At 72.2% G+C, this 15440-nt stretch carries 15 protein-coding genes and 1 pseudogene; 11 read left to right on the forward strand and 5 right to left on the reverse strand.

The features are described from left to right. Positions 1 to 4: 4 nt before the first annotated feature. The 6 genes and pseudogenes from ACZ45T_RS12410 (at position 5) to ACZ45T_RS12435 (ending at position 4738) form a co-directional block, all read left to right on the forward strand. Entirely contained in the window at positions 5 to 796 is a 792-nt protein-coding gene (locus ACZ45T_RS12410; RefSeq protein WP_468440247.1) for a LysR family substrate-binding domain-containing protein, read from the forward strand. A gap of 56 nt (positions 797 to 852) precedes the next feature. Beyond that, positions 853 to 1956, forward strand: coding sequence for a PP2C family protein-serine/threonine phosphatase (locus ACZ45T_RS12415; protein ID WP_468440249.1), 1104 nt, complete (start codon positions 853 to 855; stop codon positions 1954 to 1956). Positions 1957 to 1990: 34 nt separating this feature from the next. After that, on the forward strand, positions 1991 to 2371 hold the full coding sequence (locus ACZ45T_RS12420) for a VOC family protein (protein ID WP_468440251.1): 381 nt from the start codon (positions 1991 to 1993) through the stop codon (positions 2369 to 2371). A 66-nt stretch (positions 2372 to 2437) separates the two neighbouring features. After that, a pseudogene (locus ACZ45T_RS12425) lies at positions 2438 to 2626 on the forward strand (hypothetical protein); the annotation flags it as partial. Continuing rightward, the gene (locus ACZ45T_RS12430; protein ID WP_468440253.1) at positions 2616 to 3113 is read left to right on the forward strand and encodes an HIT family protein; all 498 of its coding nucleotides are present in this window, start codon (positions 2616 to 2618) and stop codon (positions 3111 to 3113) included. The pseudogene ACZ45T_RS12425 and the gene ACZ45T_RS12430, both read left to right, overlap by 11 nt. Positions 3114 to 3247: 134 nt before the next feature. Continuing rightward, positions 3248 to 4738 (forward strand): cellulose binding domain-containing protein, encoded by a 1491-nt coding sequence (locus ACZ45T_RS12435; RefSeq protein ID WP_468440255.1) that lies wholly within the window; start codon positions 3248 to 3250, stop codon positions 4736 to 4738. Positions 4739 to 4807: 69 nt separating this feature from the next. Here ACZ45T_RS12435 and ACZ45T_RS12440 read toward each other — a convergent pair whose 3' ends face one another. Continuing rightward, positions 4808 to 5455 carry a hypothetical protein gene (locus ACZ45T_RS12440; protein WP_468440257.1) on the reverse strand — a complete coding sequence of 216 codons (648 nt, stop codon included), beginning with the start codon at positions 5453 to 5455 and terminating at the stop codon, positions 4808 to 4810. Between the two features lie 204 nt (positions 5456 to 5659). Here ACZ45T_RS12440 and ACZ45T_RS12445 point away from each other — a divergent pair, with 204 nt between their 5' ends. Beyond that, positions 5660 to 6406: a carbonic anhydrase gene (locus ACZ45T_RS12445; RefSeq protein WP_468440259.1), complete on the forward strand. Its 747-nt coding sequence runs from the start codon at positions 5660 to 5662 to the stop codon at positions 6404 to 6406. A 69-nt stretch (positions 6407 to 6475) separates the two neighbouring features. Here ACZ45T_RS12445 and ACZ45T_RS12450 read toward each other — a convergent pair whose 3' ends face one another. The 3 genes from ACZ45T_RS12450 to ACZ45T_RS12460 form a co-directional block, all read right to left on the reverse strand. Beyond that, on the reverse strand, positions 6476 to 6715 hold the full coding sequence (locus ACZ45T_RS12450; RefSeq protein WP_468440261.1) for a chaplin: 240 nt from the start codon (positions 6713 to 6715) through the stop codon (positions 6476 to 6478). Between the two features lie 300 nt (positions 6716 to 7015). Continuing rightward, the gene (locus ACZ45T_RS12455) at positions 7016 to 8032 is read right to left on the reverse strand and encodes a hydroxyacid dehydrogenase (RefSeq protein ID WP_468440263.1); all 1017 of its coding nucleotides are present in this window, start codon (positions 8030 to 8032) and stop codon (positions 7016 to 7018) included. 94 nt (positions 8033 to 8126) lie between these two features. After that, positions 8127 to 8702: a GNAT family N-acetyltransferase gene (locus ACZ45T_RS12460; RefSeq protein ID WP_468440265.1), complete on the reverse strand. Its 576-nt coding sequence runs from the start codon at positions 8700 to 8702 to the stop codon at positions 8127 to 8129. A 157-nt stretch (positions 8703 to 8859) separates the two neighbouring features. Here ACZ45T_RS12460 and ACZ45T_RS12465 point away from each other — a divergent pair, with 157 nt between their 5' ends. The 4 genes from ACZ45T_RS12465 to ACZ45T_RS12480 all read left to right on the forward strand — a co-directional run bounded on the left by ACZ45T_RS12465 (position 8860) and on the right by ACZ45T_RS12480 (position 14846). Then, on the forward strand, positions 8860 to 10287 hold the full coding sequence (locus tag ACZ45T_RS12465) for a hypothetical protein (RefSeq protein ID WP_468440267.1): 1428 nt from the start codon (positions 8860 to 8862) through the stop codon (positions 10285 to 10287). A 113-nt stretch (positions 10288 to 10400) separates the two neighbouring features. After that, positions 10401 to 11777 carry a radical SAM protein gene (locus tag ACZ45T_RS12470; RefSeq protein WP_468440269.1) on the forward strand — a complete coding sequence of 459 codons (1377 nt, stop codon included), beginning with the start codon at positions 10401 to 10403 and terminating at the stop codon, positions 11775 to 11777. A 10-nt stretch (positions 11778 to 11787) separates the two neighbouring features. Continuing rightward, a complete protein-coding gene (locus tag ACZ45T_RS12475) occupies positions 11788 to 13809 on the forward strand; it encodes a ferritin-like domain-containing protein (protein WP_468440271.1) in 2022 nt (673 codons plus the stop codon). After that, positions 13806 to 14846 (forward strand): hypothetical protein, encoded by a 1041-nt coding sequence (locus tag ACZ45T_RS12480; protein WP_468440273.1) that lies wholly within the window; start codon positions 13806 to 13808, stop codon positions 14844 to 14846. Before ACZ45T_RS12475 ends, ACZ45T_RS12480 begins: the two co-directional genes overlap by 4 nt. Here ACZ45T_RS12480 and ACZ45T_RS12485 read toward each other — a convergent pair. Continuing rightward, complete coding sequence (locus tag ACZ45T_RS12485; protein WP_468440275.1) at positions 14813 to 15226, reverse strand: Fur family transcriptional regulator; 414 nt, start codon at positions 15224 to 15226, stop codon at positions 14813 to 14815. The genes ACZ45T_RS12480 and ACZ45T_RS12485 overlap by 34 nt on opposite strands. Between the last annotated feature and the right edge of the window lie 214 nt (positions 15227 to 15440).

Raw genomic sequence — 15440 nt, forward strand, 5'->3', positions numbered from 1 at the left:
CGGGGTGACAGGCTCGGAAGTACCCCATTCGTTCCGGCTCGCTTATGTCCCCGGGGTGACACCCACCAAGTGGGTCCGGATCTGGAACGAGCGGCTGCCCGACGTCCCGCTGACCCTTGTCGCGGTCTCCCCCGCCGAGGCGTTCGGCGTGCTCCGGGGCGGCGGCGCCGACGCGGGATTCGTCCGGCTGCCGGTCGACCGTACGGACCTCAGCGCGATCCCCCTCTACACCGAGACCACGGTGGTCGTGATCCCCAAGGATCACCTCGTGGCGACGGCCGAAGAGGTGTCCACCGCGGACCTCGCCGACGAGATCGTGCTGCACCCCCTCGACGACACCCTCGACTGGGAGCGGCTGCCGGGCCGGCCCGCGATCGAGCGTCCCGCGACGACGGCGGACGCGATCGAGCTGGTGGCGGCCGGGATCGGCGTGCTCGTCGTCCCGCAGTCGCTCGCCCGCCTGCACCACCGCAAGGACCTCACGTACCGGCCGGTCTCGGACGCCCCCGAGTCGCGGATCGCGCTGTCGTGGCCGCAGGACGAGACCACCGATCTGGTGGAGGAGTTCATCGGGATCGTGCGCGGCCGGACCGTGAACAGCACGCGGGGTCGTCCCCCGACCCCGCCGCAGCCGAAGGCGAAGCGCAAGCGCCCGGACGCGGGCGGCGGCTCCGGCTCCGGCGGGCAGCGCAAGCCCGCTTCGGGGAAGACGGCGGGCAAGAGCCCCCGTGGCGGTTCCGGTGGTCCGAAGGGCGCCAAGGGCGGCAAGAGCGGCAAGCCCCGCCGACGCTCGTAGGGCTCCGACGGCCTGGCCTCGGGGATCCGGATCGCGCCGCGGTGTATGCAGGAGGGATGGATCTCCGTCCGCTGCGCACGTCCCACCAACGGTCCTGGCAGGTGCGCCACGCACAGCTGGCGGTGCCCTTCGCCCTGATCGCCCTCGTGACGGCCGTCGACGTCCTGGCTCCGCCCGACGTACACCTCGGGCCGTTCCTGGCCGCCGCACCGGCCGTCACGGCGTCGTTCGCGGGACCCCGGATGACGGGTTTCGTGGGCCTGGTCGCCGTACTGGCCCAGGTGGTGGTCTCCGTCGTGCGCACCAGCCTGACCGATCTGAACCACACCTTCCAGATCACCGCGCTCATCATGATCTCGGTGTTCGTGACCTTCTTCGCCCACCTGCGCGAGGTGCACGAGAGGGAGCTGATCCAGCTGCGCACGGTCGCCGAGACCGCCCAGAAGGTGGTCCTGCGGCCGTTGCGCGACCGGATCGGTCCGCTGCGCATGGCCTCCGTGTACCTGGCCGCCGCGGCCGAGGCGCAGATCGGCGGCGACCTGTACGCCGCCGCCCGTACGGCCACGGGCACGCGGCTGATCATCGGCGACGTCCGCGGCAAGGGCCTGGAGGCGGTCGGTGACGCCGCGCTCGTACTGGGCGCCTTCCGGGCCTCGGCGCACCAGGAGGCCGAGCTGGCGGGGCTGGTGGACTACCTGGAGGCGGCGGTCTCCGCGGACCTGGACGGCGCCGGGGACCAGGGCGAGAGCTTCGTCACCGCGGCCGTCCTGGACATCCCCGACAACCAGCCGGTGCTGCACCTGGTCAGCTGCGGCCATCCGCCGCCGCTGCTCCTGCTCCGCGACGGCGGGAGCGCCGTTCGCCTCGAAGTGACCCACCCCTCGCCGCCCCTGGGCCTGGCGGGGCTCGTACCGTCGGCCGTCACGGCGCAGACCTTCGCCTTCGCGGCGGGTGACGTCCTGTTGCTCTACACGGACGGCGTCCTGGAGGCCCGCGACCGGACGGGGACTTTCTACCCCCTGGCGGAGCGCGTGGCGGGCTGGTCCGGCTCGACCCCCCAATCCCTGCTGGACCGCCTGTGCGAGGACCTGCTCGCCCACGCGACGGGCAACACCCTCGGCGACGACGCCGCGATGGTGGCGATCGAGCGAGTCCCCTGAGGCCTGTCCGGGCGGGAGTTGGCAGAATCCGATCATGCTGACCATGGGAACGATCGTCATGGGCGCCACCGACGTGCGCCGGGCCGCCGAGTTCTGGAGCCGGGCGCTGGGTTACGTCCCGCGCGACGGCGAGGTGCAGGACCGCTGGACCGTACTGGTCCCCGCCGACGGCTCCGGCCCCGGCCTGGCGCTCGGCACCAGCGTCACGCCCGTACAGGAGCACCCGCGCGTCCACCTCGACCTGTACGCGGCGGACGCGGCCGAGCAGGCGGCGGAGGTGGCGCGCCTGGTGTCGCTGGGCGCCCGGCACGTCGACTGGGACTCCTACCCCGAGGACCCCGATTTCGTGGTGCTGGCCGACACCGAGGGCAACCGCTTCTGCGTCATCGACGCCACCCACGGCGACCTGACGTGAGGGTGCCCCGGTAACCGTTGGGTGACGGACTGTCAGTGGCGGCTGCTTTCATGGGTCCGTTGCGCCTCCAAACCCGCCCTCGGCTTCGCCCGGTCCCAGCGCCTCCACCTCATCGACCGCCACCTCCTCGCCCAGTGGGCCGGCGGATCCCGCCCGCTGTGGGAGCTCCTGCACGCCGTCCCCGCACCCCGCAAACCCACCTCACCCACCGAGAGGCGCCCAGGTGTCGATGGACCGACAGCCCATGGATCTTGAGGCCTACGTGGAGCGCACACGAAGCGGCCCATGTTTCGTCTGTGCCTTCCTCGCCGGGCATCCGGACTACCCGCATGAGACGGTTTTCGAGGATGAGGACCACGTGGCCTTCCTGGACAGGTGGCCCACGCTCCCGGGAAAGGTCCTCGTCGCACCGAAGCCGCACATCGAGCACGTCGTCCGCGACCTGGACGAACGGACATACAGCCGGCTCATGCTGTTCGTCCGGGGCATCGCGCTCGCCGTCGAGGCCGTCTGCGCGCCGGAGCGGACGTACCTCTACTCCCTCGGCAGCCAGCAGGGCAACGCGCACCTCCACTGGCACATCGCCGCTCTGCCGCCCGGCGTCCCCTACCCCCAGCAGCAGTTCCACGCGCTGATGACGGAGAACGGTGTTCTGTCGCAACCGCCGGACGATGGGGCGCGGACGGCTGCACTCCTCCGCCGGACGGTCGTCGCCCAGGGCCTCCTCGGGACCGGTTCCTGAGGCCCTCCTTACCGCTTCCTTAAGTGGAACCTAAGACTCATGAGCGCCGCACCTAAACGAGCGAATGTCCGTTCAGGTGCGGCTAGCGTGCTGCCTCACCCCCAACTCCCCAGTAACACAGAGGCAGGCACACGATGGGCAGCACAGTCGGGCACCGGCGAAGGACGAGTCGTACGGCGAAGGTCACGGGTGCGATCGTGGCGGCGGCGGTGATCGGCGGCGCGGCCTTCGCCTTCACCGGAACCGCGCAGGCGGCCTCCGTCGGCGCCGCGTACACGAAGTCCAGCTCCTGGAGCGGCGGTTACACCGGCCAGTACGTCATCACCAACAACACCGGTCAGGTCCAGTCCGATTGGACCCTCCAGTTCGACCTGCCGACGGGCACGAAGATCGACTCCCTCTGGAACGGCACCCACACGGTCGCCGGCCAGCGCGTCACCGTGAAGCCCGCGAGCTGGAACAGGCAGCTGGCGGCCGGGGCCTCCGTCACCGTCGGCTTCGTCACGAGCGGAACCGGCACCCCGGGCGACCCGACCGGGTGCCGGATCAACGGGCTGAAGTGCTCGGTGGACCCGGCCCCGACCGCCCAGCCGAGCGGGCGCCCCACCGCGCGTCCCACCGTCACGGCGAGCCCGGCCCCGACCGCGCCCGCCACGTCCTCCGCGCCGACCAGGACCGGCTCGCCGTCCCCCACGGCGACCGCCACCGCCACCGTCCCCGCGCCCGGCGGCAGCGGCGCGCGCTTCGCCCCGTACGTGGACACCTCGCTGTACCCCGCCTACGACCTGGTCGACACCGCGACCCAGACCGGCGTGAAGGAGTTCCACCTCGCCTTCATCACCTCCGGCGGCGGCTGCGCACCGCTGTGGGGCGGGGTCACGGATCTCGCGAGCGACAAGGTCGCCGCCCAGATCGGTGCGCTGCGCGCCAAGGGCGGCGACGTGCGGGTGTCGTTCGGCGGGGCCGCCGGGCACGAACTGGCCCTGAACTGCGCCACCGTGGACGAGCTGGCCGCCGCGTACGGCAAGGTCGTCGACCAGTACCGGCTCACCAAGGTCGACTTCGACATCGAGGGCGCGGCCCTGCCCGACACGGCGGCCAACGCGCGCCGCGCGCAGGCGATCGCCCGGCTGCAGAAGTCCCACCCGGGCCTGGACGTGGCCTTCACGCTGCCGGTGATGCCCGAGGGCCTGACCCAGCCGGGTGTGGCGCTGCTGGCCGACGCGAAGAAGAACGGCGTGCGGGTCGACGGCGTCAACATCATGGCGATGGACTACGGGCCGGCGTACGGCGGGGACATGGGGCAGTACGCGATCCAGGCGGCGACGGCCACCCAGGCTCAGCTCAAGGGCGTGCTCGGGCTCTCCGACGCTGCGGCCTGGAAGGCCCTGGCCGTCACCCCGATGATCGGCGTGAACGATGTCGCGAGCGAGGTCTTCACCGTCGCCGACGCGACGCAGCTCGTGGACTTCGCGGCGGCGAAGGGGATCGGCCGGCTGGCGATGTGGTCCTCGACCCGCGACAAGCAGTGCGCCGCCGGAGCCGTCAACTACGCGGACGCGACGTGCAGTTCGATCCTCCAGCAGCCGCTGGCCTTCACCAAGGCGTTCTCGGCCCTCAAGTAGCCGCGGCCCGTGGTGTGTTTGAGCGCACGCCGGGAGCAGCCCCCCGCTCCCGGCGTGCGCATCGGCGCGCTACGCGAGGATCCCCGCGCGGGTGGCGAGGTCGAGCGCCACGTCGAGCCGTGGCGCTCGGCCGCCCTCGGTACGGGCCGGCGCCAGCAGGGCCGCGACGGCGTCGGCGTCCGCCTTGCGCTCCCGCGCCAGCGCCGCGAACCGGGCGACGAATTCGAGCAGACTCCGCTCCCGGGCGTACGGGACGTCGTACGAGGACACGGCCAGGTCGAGGAACTCCTCCTGCGAGCCGACCCAGGGCGCGGCCCCCTCCAGCCCGTCCTCCCCCAGCTCCTCCGGGTACGGGATCCGGTGCCATGCACCGCCCTCCCACCAGTAGACGAAGCCGAGGAGGTTGCCGGCGGCGTCGTCCCGCAGGAGTTCCCACGGCAGCCAGTCGGGGCCGCCCGCCAGGAAGTCGATCTGCTCGCCGTCGACGTGGGTGTGGCTGCCGTCGGGGTCCTGGCCGCAGAACACCGCGCGTCCGCCGTCGAGGAGGGACAGGCGCCACCATCCGCACGCGCCGGTGGAATGGCACCACAGGCCGTCGTCGTCGAGGGCGAACTCCGTGGAGGAGGAGCAGGCGGCGTCGACCACGGCCATGGTCACCGCCCTCGCCCACAACAGTTCGGGGTGTTCGAGGTCTTCGGGCCGGCTCGGCGTGTGCATGGTGTGGTCTCCTCCCGGGCGGAGGGAAAAGCCTCGCACGACGCGGGCCCACGACTGAACGCGGGCCGGGCGCTGCCCCTCGGAACGGCACTCCGCCCGCATGCTGAGAAGATCCCGTCCCCATCCGGCCCGCCCCCGAGCGGATCCCGCCATTGTGTTCGGGCGGACAACTCCCCTGCGACCGAGCCGGGTTACGGTCCGATCATGCTTTCGAACACGCGGACCACCACCGCTGCCGTCCCCCGCAGTCGCCGCACCCTGCTGCGCACCGCCGTGGCGGGCACGGCGGCCGCCGGCGCGAGCCTGACCCTCGGTTCGGCCTTTCCCGCCTCCGCCACCTCGTCGGACACGGAGAGCACCGAGCGCGTCACCAGCCCCGCGCAGGCGCTGCGCCGCCTGGCGGCCGGCAACCAGCGCTGGCGGACACAGCGGCAGGAGCACCCGCACGAGTCCGCGTACCTGCGCCGGCGACTCGTCGAGGGCCAGCAGCCGTTCGCGATCGTGCTGGGCTGCGTCGATTCGCGAGTACCGCCGGAGCTGGTCTTCGACCAGGGGCTGGGTGACCTGCTGACCGTCCGCTCGGCGGGCGAGGTGCTGGACGAGGCGGTCCTGGGGAGCATCGCGTACGGGGTCCTGGAGCTGCACATACCGCTGGTGCTCGTCCTGGCCCACCAGTCGTGCGGGGCCGTCTCCGCGGCGGTCCACGCCGATGAGTCGGGCGAGCCGCTGCCCGCCCACATCCAGTACCTGGCCGATCAGATACGGCCGTCCATCGATCACAGCCGGCACGGTGACGCCCGGGTCGACGCCACGATCAACGCCCACGTACGAAACGTACGCCGCCGTCTGGCGGCCGAGCCCGACCTCGCGGGGAAGGTGGCGACGGGCGAGCTGGCCGTGGTCGCCGCCCGCTACGAGCTCCGCGACCAGCACGTACGCACGCTTTCCTGACGGCGGCGGGCGAGCGTGCGGCTCATCCCGGTCGCGGCTCCGACCGGGATGAGCCGGGATTCACGACCCTCAGTCGTTGATGCAGACGTTGCCGGCCGTCGGGTTGATCAGGCCGATGATGTTGACGCTGTTCCCGCAGATGTTGATCGGGATGTGGATCGGGACCTGGACCACGTTGCCCGACAGGACACCCGGCGAGCCCACGGCGATACCCTCGGCGGTGGCGTCCGCCGACGCCGTCGACGCACCTCCCATGACGGCCAGGCCCATCACCAGGGCAAGACCCGCACTCTTCCAAACACGCGACACGTGGCATCTCCTTGTGACTGCACAGCGATGCCGGAGCACCGCACGGCCCCGACGAGGGCCATCCCCCCTTCCTTCGGCAGCTGAAGGCCGCGGGGCAGGGTTCGGACCACCCGGTTCCCCCGAAGAGGTGTCCCGGCCCCCGCCGTTTGGAGGTATCGACACCCGACGACCCCGTCCCGGCGCCCCGTTGCCTCGACAGCACATCGAACTGTTGCCGCAGCTACGCATGCGCGAATCCTGCGCGACCTGCCTGGAGGCATCCACGGCCTGCGGCCGGTGTCCGGGAATCAACTCGGAGCATCAGGCCGTGTGGTCGAGGTCCTCGCGGCGGACCGGGTGTACGAACGGCAGCCCGGCGGCGTAGCGGGCGATCTCCTCGATGGCGGAGGCGGCCATCCGGTGCAGTTCGTTGCCGAGGGAGCCCGCGACGTGCGGGGTGAGCAGCACGTTCGGCAAGTCGTACAGTGGAGAGTCGGCGGGCAGGATCTCCGGCTCGGTGACGTCGATGACCGCCTGCAGGCGGCCTGCGGCCAACTCGGCCGTGAGTGCGGCCCCGTCGACCAGGGAGCCTCGCGCCGTGTTGATCAGGGTGGTTCCGTCGCGCATCAGCGCCAGCCGTCGGCGGTCGATCATCGACCGCGTGTCCGGCAGTGCCGGTGCGTGCAGGCTGACCACGTCGGAGTTCCGGCAGAGCTCGTCGAGCCCGACGGCGCGCACGCCGAGTGCCTCGGCCTGATCACTCCTCAGGTACGGGTCGTACACGATCAGTTCGAGATCGTACGGGCCCAGGAGCTCGATCACCCGGCGGCCGATCCGGGAGGCTCCGACGATGCCGACGGTGCGGCGGTAGTTGCCCGCGTGGCCGTAGCGCAGATGCCAGTCGTGCGGGATTCCGCGCACGCTGCGGTACTCCTCCCGAAGCTGCAGCACGCGTTTGTTGGAGAGGAGAACCATCGCCACGGTGTACTCGGCGACCGGCAGGGAGTTGGCCAGTGCGGCGGAAGAGACGGCGATGCCGCGGTCCCAGCAGGCGTCGGTGACGAGCTGTTTGACGGATCCGGCCGCGTGCACGACGGCCCTGAGGCGGGGCGCGGCCGCGAGCGCCCGGGCGTCGACGGTGGGGGCACCCCAGAACGTGAGCAGGATCTCCGCCTCCGCCAGCGCCGCGAGGGCCTCGGGTCTGCCGAAGTCGTCGACGACGAACTCCGGTTCGAGCCGGGCCACTTCACCGAGTCGGCGGGTGCAGGCGTCGTCCAGCAGGCGGGGACGGAGCTCGGGGGCCATCGCGAGCAGGGTTCGCGGGCGGCGACGTGACATCCAGGTGCTCCTTGCGGCTGAGTGAGGCCGCGCCGACTCTATGGCGGACAGCTCCATTCGTTGATGACGATCAGCGAAAACGTCACCTCCGATGTCACCGCGCTTCGCGGAGGTCCAGCATGTAGAAGACCTTGTCGTAGCGGCGTGCGCCGACCGCGACGAAGTCCGGCAGGCGGCCGTATTCGCTGAACCCCAGCGACCGGTAGAGGTGCAGGGCATTGCCGTTGTCGCCACGGGCGTCCAGCGTGAGGACCTCGATGCCCGCCCGTCGGGCGTCGGCGATCAAGCCGGCCGTCAGCGCCCTGCCGACGCCGCGCCCCTGGGCGGCAGCGGATACCGCGATCTTCTCCAGGTCGGCGTGCGGACGATGCGTCGGCCGTCCGTAGCGCAGCCAGTACCCCAGGCCGACCAGCCGGCGGTCGAGGTAGGCGGCACGCAGGACCGCGTCACCGGCGTGCGCCGCGGAGACGACGTTGCCGAGGAGTTCCGACACCTCTTCGCGTGACGGAGGCTCCACCCAGCCGAGCGCGGCCCCGCCACGGACCAGGTCCGCCAGCAGCTCGTGCGCCGACTCGGCGAACCGGCCCTCCAGGTCCGCATCGGACATCAGCTCCGCCGCGTCGAGGATGACGGGCCCACTGGTTCCGTGGCTGCTCATGGCCGTGTTCATGGCCGGAAGCCTAACCAGTTCCGTACGGACGGCCGGACACGCCCTCATCCGAGCCAATGGTGACCGAACGTCACGAACGATGTAGTTTTGATTACTCAGAGCTGTCACGCCGCGCCGCGCGGCGGCCTCCCTCCGTACCGATCACAAGGAGATGCCGGTGATCGAACGACTCTGGCTTCAACCACCGCTCGCCTTCGCCCGACTGGGCCCCTCTCCCGTTCCGTGCGACAACTACCGCTGGGGGCCCAGTGATCTCACGCCGCGCGGTACCGGCAAGACCACCGTCGTGCCCGACCTGACCCTCGACCTCGCCGACGACGGCACGCTGACGGAGCGCATGCCGGAGCGCGTGCAGTTCAAGGACGAGGACGGCTGGCGCCCGGTGTGCCCGTACTTCGAGCTGCACGGGGCATGGACCATCGACGGACGGTCCGGCTCGGGGTGTGTGACCGAGCAGGTGCTGGCGGAGTCGGGGCTGAGCCTGAAGGACATCCGGTGGGAGGTGTCGGTCGCCAACCTCAAGGCGCACCAGCTCACGCAAGAGGCCGGAGACCGGGTCGAGGCCCGGGTCGAGCTGGCGGGCGACGACAACCGGCCGCACGCACTGGCAGGCCGCTCGCCGCAGGACGCGCAGCAGCCGCTGGTGCCGGCCGGGAGCAGCCTGCCGCTGGGCTCGGTGCAGCTGCCCGTGCCCAGTACCGCCCTCCCGGAGCTGCGGCTGCGGTTCACCCCGGGGACCGGCGCCGTCTACGGCCCGCAGGGCCTGCCTCCCAGCACCGGCTACGAGCTGCCGCCGGAACAGCTGATCCTCAATGCGGACGCGACGTGGTGCCATTTCAGGCCCGACGAGAGCGACTGGCGGACCGTCCCCCGCCTGCTCTTCGCGGGCGCCGAGAACGGGGCGCGGAGCATCGGCCTCGTCGACGACGTCTGCGACGGCACGGTCACCGTCACCCTCCCCGGCGGCCTGAAGGCGTCCTCACGGATCGTGGCCGGCCCGCCCCGCTTCTCGCCGGACCGCAGACCCTTCGTCTCCCTCGCCGACGGACTCGCCGACCGGGTCCAGCGCGCGGATGTCCACCGGCCCGACTATCTGGCCGACGAGGAGCAGACCGCGCTCGAGGTGCGCGACCTGTTCGAGCGCGTGCTGGAAGTCATGGGCGCGGTCAACGTGGACGTGCAGAACGAACGTGCCGCGCAGGAGAACGCGGACACAGCCGCCTTCCTGAACCTGTCCCAGGCGGACGCCCGCGCCCTGGTCTTCGATCCCCCGCAGCCGCTGCTCGGCCTGCTGCTCGGGCTCAGCGAGCGCGGCCGACGCCGGCACCGCCGGTTCGTGGCCCTGGAGGTGCTGGAGGACATGATCCGCGAACAGCCCGGTCTGATCGAACAACGGGTCCGCGCCCCCGCCAGGTCCGACGAGGAGGGCGCCGACCCCTTCCAGTCCACGTGGTTCCACAACCAGCAGATGCCCAGCTCGATGCGCGGATCCGACGGCTATCCGATGCATCTGACGCGCCGCCAGTACGACCTGCTGATCGGCTGGGCCCGCAAGCTGCGCGAGAACACGGAGCCGAACACGTGACCGTACTGCTCCAGATCGGCCGAAGGCCGCCGGAGGACCCGCCGGGACGTCCGCCGGGACGTCCGCCCGGGGACGCCCCGTCCGGCCAGGGGCCACCGGGACCATCCGCGGAGGTGAAGGTCTTCCGCAGCGAACACGGCGCGCACCTCTTCGTCGCGGACGGCAGCCGGGTCTACGACCTGCCCGAGCCCGTCGCGGCCCGGCTGGAGGCCTGGTCGGCCACTCTGGACGGCTCACCCTCCGACGGCGCGCCCTCCGACGGCGCGCCCTCCCACGGCTCGTTCGAGGAACTCGCCCTGGAGCTCGGGCTTCCGTTGTGGTCCCGGCCCCGGATCGACGGCACGCCCGCCGAACCGCCGCCACTGGCCTCGCTCTCCCTCAACGTGATGCAGGCCTGCAACCTCAGCTGCGGACACTGCTACGCGGACGAGGGCCGGTTCGGAGGCTCGGCCCGCGCGATGCCCCGGCACACGGCCTACGCGGCGGTCGACCGGCTGCTGGCGGAGGCCGCGCCCGGAGCGGACGTGGTGGTCGGCTTCATGGGCGGCGAACCGCTGCTCGCGCGCGAGCTGGTGCACGACGTGGTCGCGTACGCCGTGCGGTCCGGGGCCCGGACCGGGCACCCGGTCCGGTTCGCCCTCACCACCAATCTGACCACCGTGCGCGCCGAGGACGCCCGGCTGTTCGCAGCGCACCCGTTCACCGTCACCGTCAGTCTGGACGGTGACCGGGCCGGCCATGACGCGCTGCGCCGCGCGCCGGGCGGCGCCAGCGCGTACGACCGGCTGCGGGCCGGTCTGGACGTGCTCGCCCGGCACGGCCGCCCGCGGCATCTGTCCGCGCGGGTCAGCGTCACCCCCCACACCGCCCGGCTGCTGGACGTGCTGGAGCACGGGATCGGGCTGGGGTTCGACGAGGTGGGCTTCGCGGCCGTGGTCAGCGCGCCGGACCCGGCGTACGAGATCACCGCCGGGATGTTCACCGGCTTCCTGGAGCAGATGGTGGAGTGCGGGGAACGGGCGCTGCGCGAGCTGTCCGCCGGCCGGCGCTACCCGTTCGGGAACTTCCAGACCGCCCTGCACGAGCTGCACCGGGGCACTCACCGCCCCTACCCCTGCGGTGCGGGCGCCGGCTATCTCAGCGCCTCGGCCGAGGGCGGCCTGTACGCCTGCCACCGGCTGGTCGACGATCCGGCCTTCGCCATGGGTTCCGTGACCGCGGGACCGGACGCCGAGGCCCGGCGACGCCATTTGACGGTCGGTCATGTGGACCGGGCGGAGCCGTGCCGCTCGTGCTGGGCCCGGTACCTGTGCGGGGGCGGCTGCTACCACGAGGTGAGCCGGCGGGGCCGGCCGGCCTGCGACTACATCCGCGGCTGGCTGGCCTTCTGCCTGCGGGCGTACGTCGAAATGTCCCAGGCCGCACCCGAGTTCTTCCAGCTGCCGCCGGAGCCGGCCGCCCTGCCGGCCAGCGTCACCGGAGTGATCTGAAGGAGACGTCATGCCCGAACTCCCGCCCGCCGACGGGAAGTTCTTCCCCCGCAACCTCACCGCCCGGGCCGACTACCTCGTACGCGGCAATCCGTCCGGCAGCCGTCCCGAGAGCGGGGTCGACAACTGCTACCCGGGTCTGGAATTCGACCAGCGGAACCTGGACTCGGGGTTCTTCCCCTCGCTGCGGTTCGACTTCCACCGCCGCGAAGGATCCCGGCTCCTGAGCATCGACGAGGACGGCCCCGCGACAGCGCAGGGGCTCGTCGCCGCCGACCTGAGCGACGACCGGCCGCCGCTGTTCGTACGGGCCCTGTGCGGGCGTACCACCGTGGACCAGCCCGAGGAGCAGGCCCCCACGGTCAACTGCGCGGGGATGGACGGCCTGGACGTGTGGCGTCGCGTCCACGACCTGCTGCCCGGCCGGATCGCCGTGCTGCTCGGGCCGCGTCCCGACCGTGACTCCCCTGCCGTCCCCGATGCCGTACGCGACCTGGGCGGGCTGCGGATGACCGGCGCGGGCTTCGTACAGCGCGGTCCGGACGGCACGGTCGAGGCCGCGGTCCTGGTGGCCGACCGGGCGCGCTACCTGGACGAGGAGGGGGTGATCGACCCCGACGTGTACCAGCCGGGCGAACTCACCCGCAGCCTGTGCGCGCCGTGGCAGTACGACTTCCGCGACTGCGGCTGCTACTACTGGGCGGCGTCCAAACCGGACGTCACCAGCAGCGCGGACGGGACCGTCCGTGAGGTCAACTTCCTGCGCGGGGAGCGCAGCGATCCCCCGGCTGCCGATCTGTCGAGCGACGACCAGGGGCAGCGCAGCCTGCTGGAGTTCACCTATCCGGATCTGATCAGGAACTGGAACGTCCTGCCGGTGGTCCTCGACGACCGCGAACAGGGCGAGCTGAACGTGTCGGGGCGCGGGCGCGCTCGCAGCGGCGGGAGTCTTGGGCTTGCCGAGGACGACGGGATGAGCTGCGAGGAGGTGGCCGACGAGCTGACCAAGCTGGCCGGGGTGGAGCACGCGCTGTGCGTGGAGTACCTGTACGCGCACTACTCGCTGAACGCGCCGATGCTGCTGCCCGCCGGCGCGGACGAGGTCACCCGCCGCGCCCACGCCGCCGGGCAGGAGGTGTTCTCCGTCGCGGTGGACGAGATGCGGCACCTGCGCTGGGTCAACGAGGCGCTGGGCACGCTCGGCCGGGCGCCGGTGCTCGCGCGCGCGGAGGAGATCGAGCGGGAGACGGAGCACCTGTTCGGGTTGGAACCGCTCACTCCCGCACGGCTGCAGTGGTTCATCGACGTGGAGAGCCCCAGCCGGAACTCCCGCGCCGATCCCATCGATCCGAACGGCATCGACGGCATGTACGTCAAGCTGCACGCCGCCCTGGTGAATCATCCGGAGCAGTTCCCCGAGGCCGACCGGCTCGCCCACCTGGTCAAACTCATCATCGACGAGGGCGGCGACCACTGGCGCCGGTTCCAGGCCGTCCAGGGCCACCTGGACGGCCTCACCGAGGAGCAGTACCTGCGTCCGCTGGCGAGCGACACCACGGACGAGCTGTGCCTGCGGCTGCTCGACATCAGCGACGAGAACTACGCGATGCTGCTCGGGACGCTCCAGCAGTCGTTCGAACACCACGACGCGGCCGGCGGCGCCCTGATGGAACAGACCCGCCAGGTGATGCGGAACATGCACGAGGTCAACCATGCGCTCGCGGCCCGCGGGGTGGGGCCCCGCTTCACGCTGCCGCCCGTGCTCCGACCGGAAGGCGGCGCGATCAAGGACGTGCAGCGCGCCGACGGCCAGCTCACCCGGGCCGCCGCCGCGGCCGCGGCCCGGGCCCGCGAGGCCGTCGGATCGCTCGGCGACCGGGCGGTCCGGGCGATGGTGATCCGCCATCAGGCCGATACGGAGGCCCTGCTCGCCGTCCTCGCCAGGTACGACGGAGGCGCCGCCCGGCGCACCCGCACCCCGGCCCGTGGTGCCGGTGCCGGTGCCGGTGCCGGAGGTGGCGACGGCCGGTGAGCCTGGTCGAGATCGCCGGATCCGGGCTGGCGGAGCTCACCTGCGCGCGGCTGCTCGCCGACCGGGGGCACCGGATCCGGCTGGCCCCGCCGGCCCCTCCGGCCCCCCCGGCCCCGCGCGCGGCCGGGGCGAGCCCCCGGCCCCTGCTGCTCACCGGGCCCACGCTGGAGTTGGTCGGCTCGCTCTGGGGTGGCGGGCTGCTCGACGACGGCTGGCCGCTCACCCACCGGCACGTGCGATGGGGGGCGGGGACCCCGCCCACCCGGTTCCCGCAGCCCGCGCGGGCGGTGGACGGTGCCGTACTGGCAGCCCGCATACGGGAACGGCTCGGCCCCGGCGACCTGTCCGGGGAGCCGCCGCAGTGGACGGTGACGGCTGCCTCCGGGAGCACGGCCGCACAGCAACAGGCCGGACGGCGCAGGCTGTTGGCGGGCGCGGCTCCGCTGCGGCGGGCTCGCGACCAGAACACCGCTCGCCTGGACTGCACCGGGCTGGGGTGGCTGCACCTGACGCCGCTGGGGCGGGGCGACTGCCTCGTACAGGCCATGGTGCCCGGGCCCGCCGAGGACCCGGCCGCCCTGCTCGCCCGGCTGCTCGCCGGGTCCCCCCTCGCGACCCGGCTGCGCCACGCGCCCCGCACCGCGGTGGCCCTGGCCGCGGCACCACGGGTACACCTCGCCCCTGCCGTCCCGCCGACGGCCGACACGGGTGGCCGGCTGGTCGTCGGGGCCGGCGCCCTGCGCTACGACCCGCTCAGCGGCACCGGCACCGCGCAGGCGCTCCGTACCGCGATCCTCGCCGCCGCAGTGATCGACTCCGCCGCCTGCGGCACCCCCGCGAGGGCGCTGTGCACCCACTACACCACCCGCCTGCGGGCCGCCTACCACGACCATCTGGGCACCTGCCTGCGGCTGTACGGCAGCGCCTTCGCTGCCGACGCCTGGCAGGACGAGATCGACGCCACGCGCCGCGCCCTGGCGACGGGCGGATCCGCTCCCGGGCCTCAGGCGGCGCAGGCCGGGCACAGCCCGCGGTAGGTGACCTCGACCTCGGACACCCGGAAACCGAACCGCTCCTCCGCCGGGAGGGCGGAGAGGGGGTTGCCGGTCGGGTGGACGTCGCGGATGAGGCCGCAGTTGGAGCACACCAGGTGCTGGTGGGGATGGTGCGCGTTGGGGTCGTAGCGCTTCGCGCGGCCGTCCGTGGTGACCTCCACGACCTCGCCGAGGGAGACCAGCTCGCCCAGCGCGTTGTAGACCGTCGCCCGGGAGATCTCGGGCAGCCGCTGCGCCGCGCGCGCGTGCACCTCGTCGGCCGTGAGGTGCACGTGGTCGCCGTCGAGGACCTCCGCGACGACACGCCGCTGGGAGGTCATCCGCCAGCCACGCCCCCGCAACCGCTCCAGCAGGTCACTCATATCGGCTCACCTTTTCAGGATCTGCGGAACCCCGATTTTTCGCCGATGAACATCCGGGATCCGATGAGATACGACTTTGGTGTTCTTCTTGACTTGGATTCTGTCCATCGTAGGATCGGTTTCGTTGATAGCCAAGTAACAAGAAGGCTCCAGTACCGCAGGAGACGCACGCCGAGGCTGCACATCGACGAAGCCCAGGCCGTCCACGGGGCCC

The sequence above is a fragment of the Streptomyces sp. NPDC030995 genome, from assembly GCF_055571215.1.

Bases quoted from the DNA above. Each gene is read 5' to 3' on its own strand.
- ACZ45T_RS12430 (WP_468440253.1), top strand. From the start codon at position 2,616: ATGGATCTTGAGGCCTACGTGGAGCGCACACGAAGCGGCCCATGTTTC.
- ACZ45T_RS12475 (WP_468440271.1), top strand. From the start codon at position 11,788: ATGCCCGAACTCCCGCCCGCCGACGGGAAGTTCTTCCCCCGCAACCTC.
- ACZ45T_RS12435 (WP_468440255.1), top strand. From the start codon at position 3,248: ATGGGCAGCACAGTCGGGCACCGGCGAAGGACGAGTCGTACGGCGAAG.
- ACZ45T_RS12485 (WP_468440275.1), bottom strand. From the start codon at position 15,226: ATGAGTGACCTGCTGGAGCGGTTGCGGGGGCGTGGCTGGCGGATGACC.
- ACZ45T_RS12455 (WP_468440263.1), bottom strand. From the start codon at position 8,032: ATGTCACGTCGCCGCCCGCGAACCCTGCTCGCGATGGCCCCCGAGCTC.
- ACZ45T_RS12440 (WP_468440257.1), bottom strand. From the start codon at position 5,455: ATGCACACGCCGAGCCGGCCCGAAGACCTCGAACACCCCGAACTGTTG.
- ACZ45T_RS12415 (WP_468440249.1), top strand. From the start codon at position 853: ATGGATCTCCGTCCGCTGCGCACGTCCCACCAACGGTCCTGGCAGGTG.
- ACZ45T_RS12460 (WP_468440265.1), bottom strand. From the start codon at position 8,702: ATGAACACGGCCATGAGCAGCCACGGAACCAGTGGGCCCGTCATCCTC.
- ACZ45T_RS12445 (WP_468440259.1), top strand. From the start codon at position 5,660: ATGCTTTCGAACACGCGGACCACCACCGCTGCCGTCCCCCGCAGTCGC.
- ACZ45T_RS12420 (WP_468440251.1), top strand. From the start codon at position 1,991: ATGCTGACCATGGGAACGATCGTCATGGGCGCCACCGACGTGCGCCGG.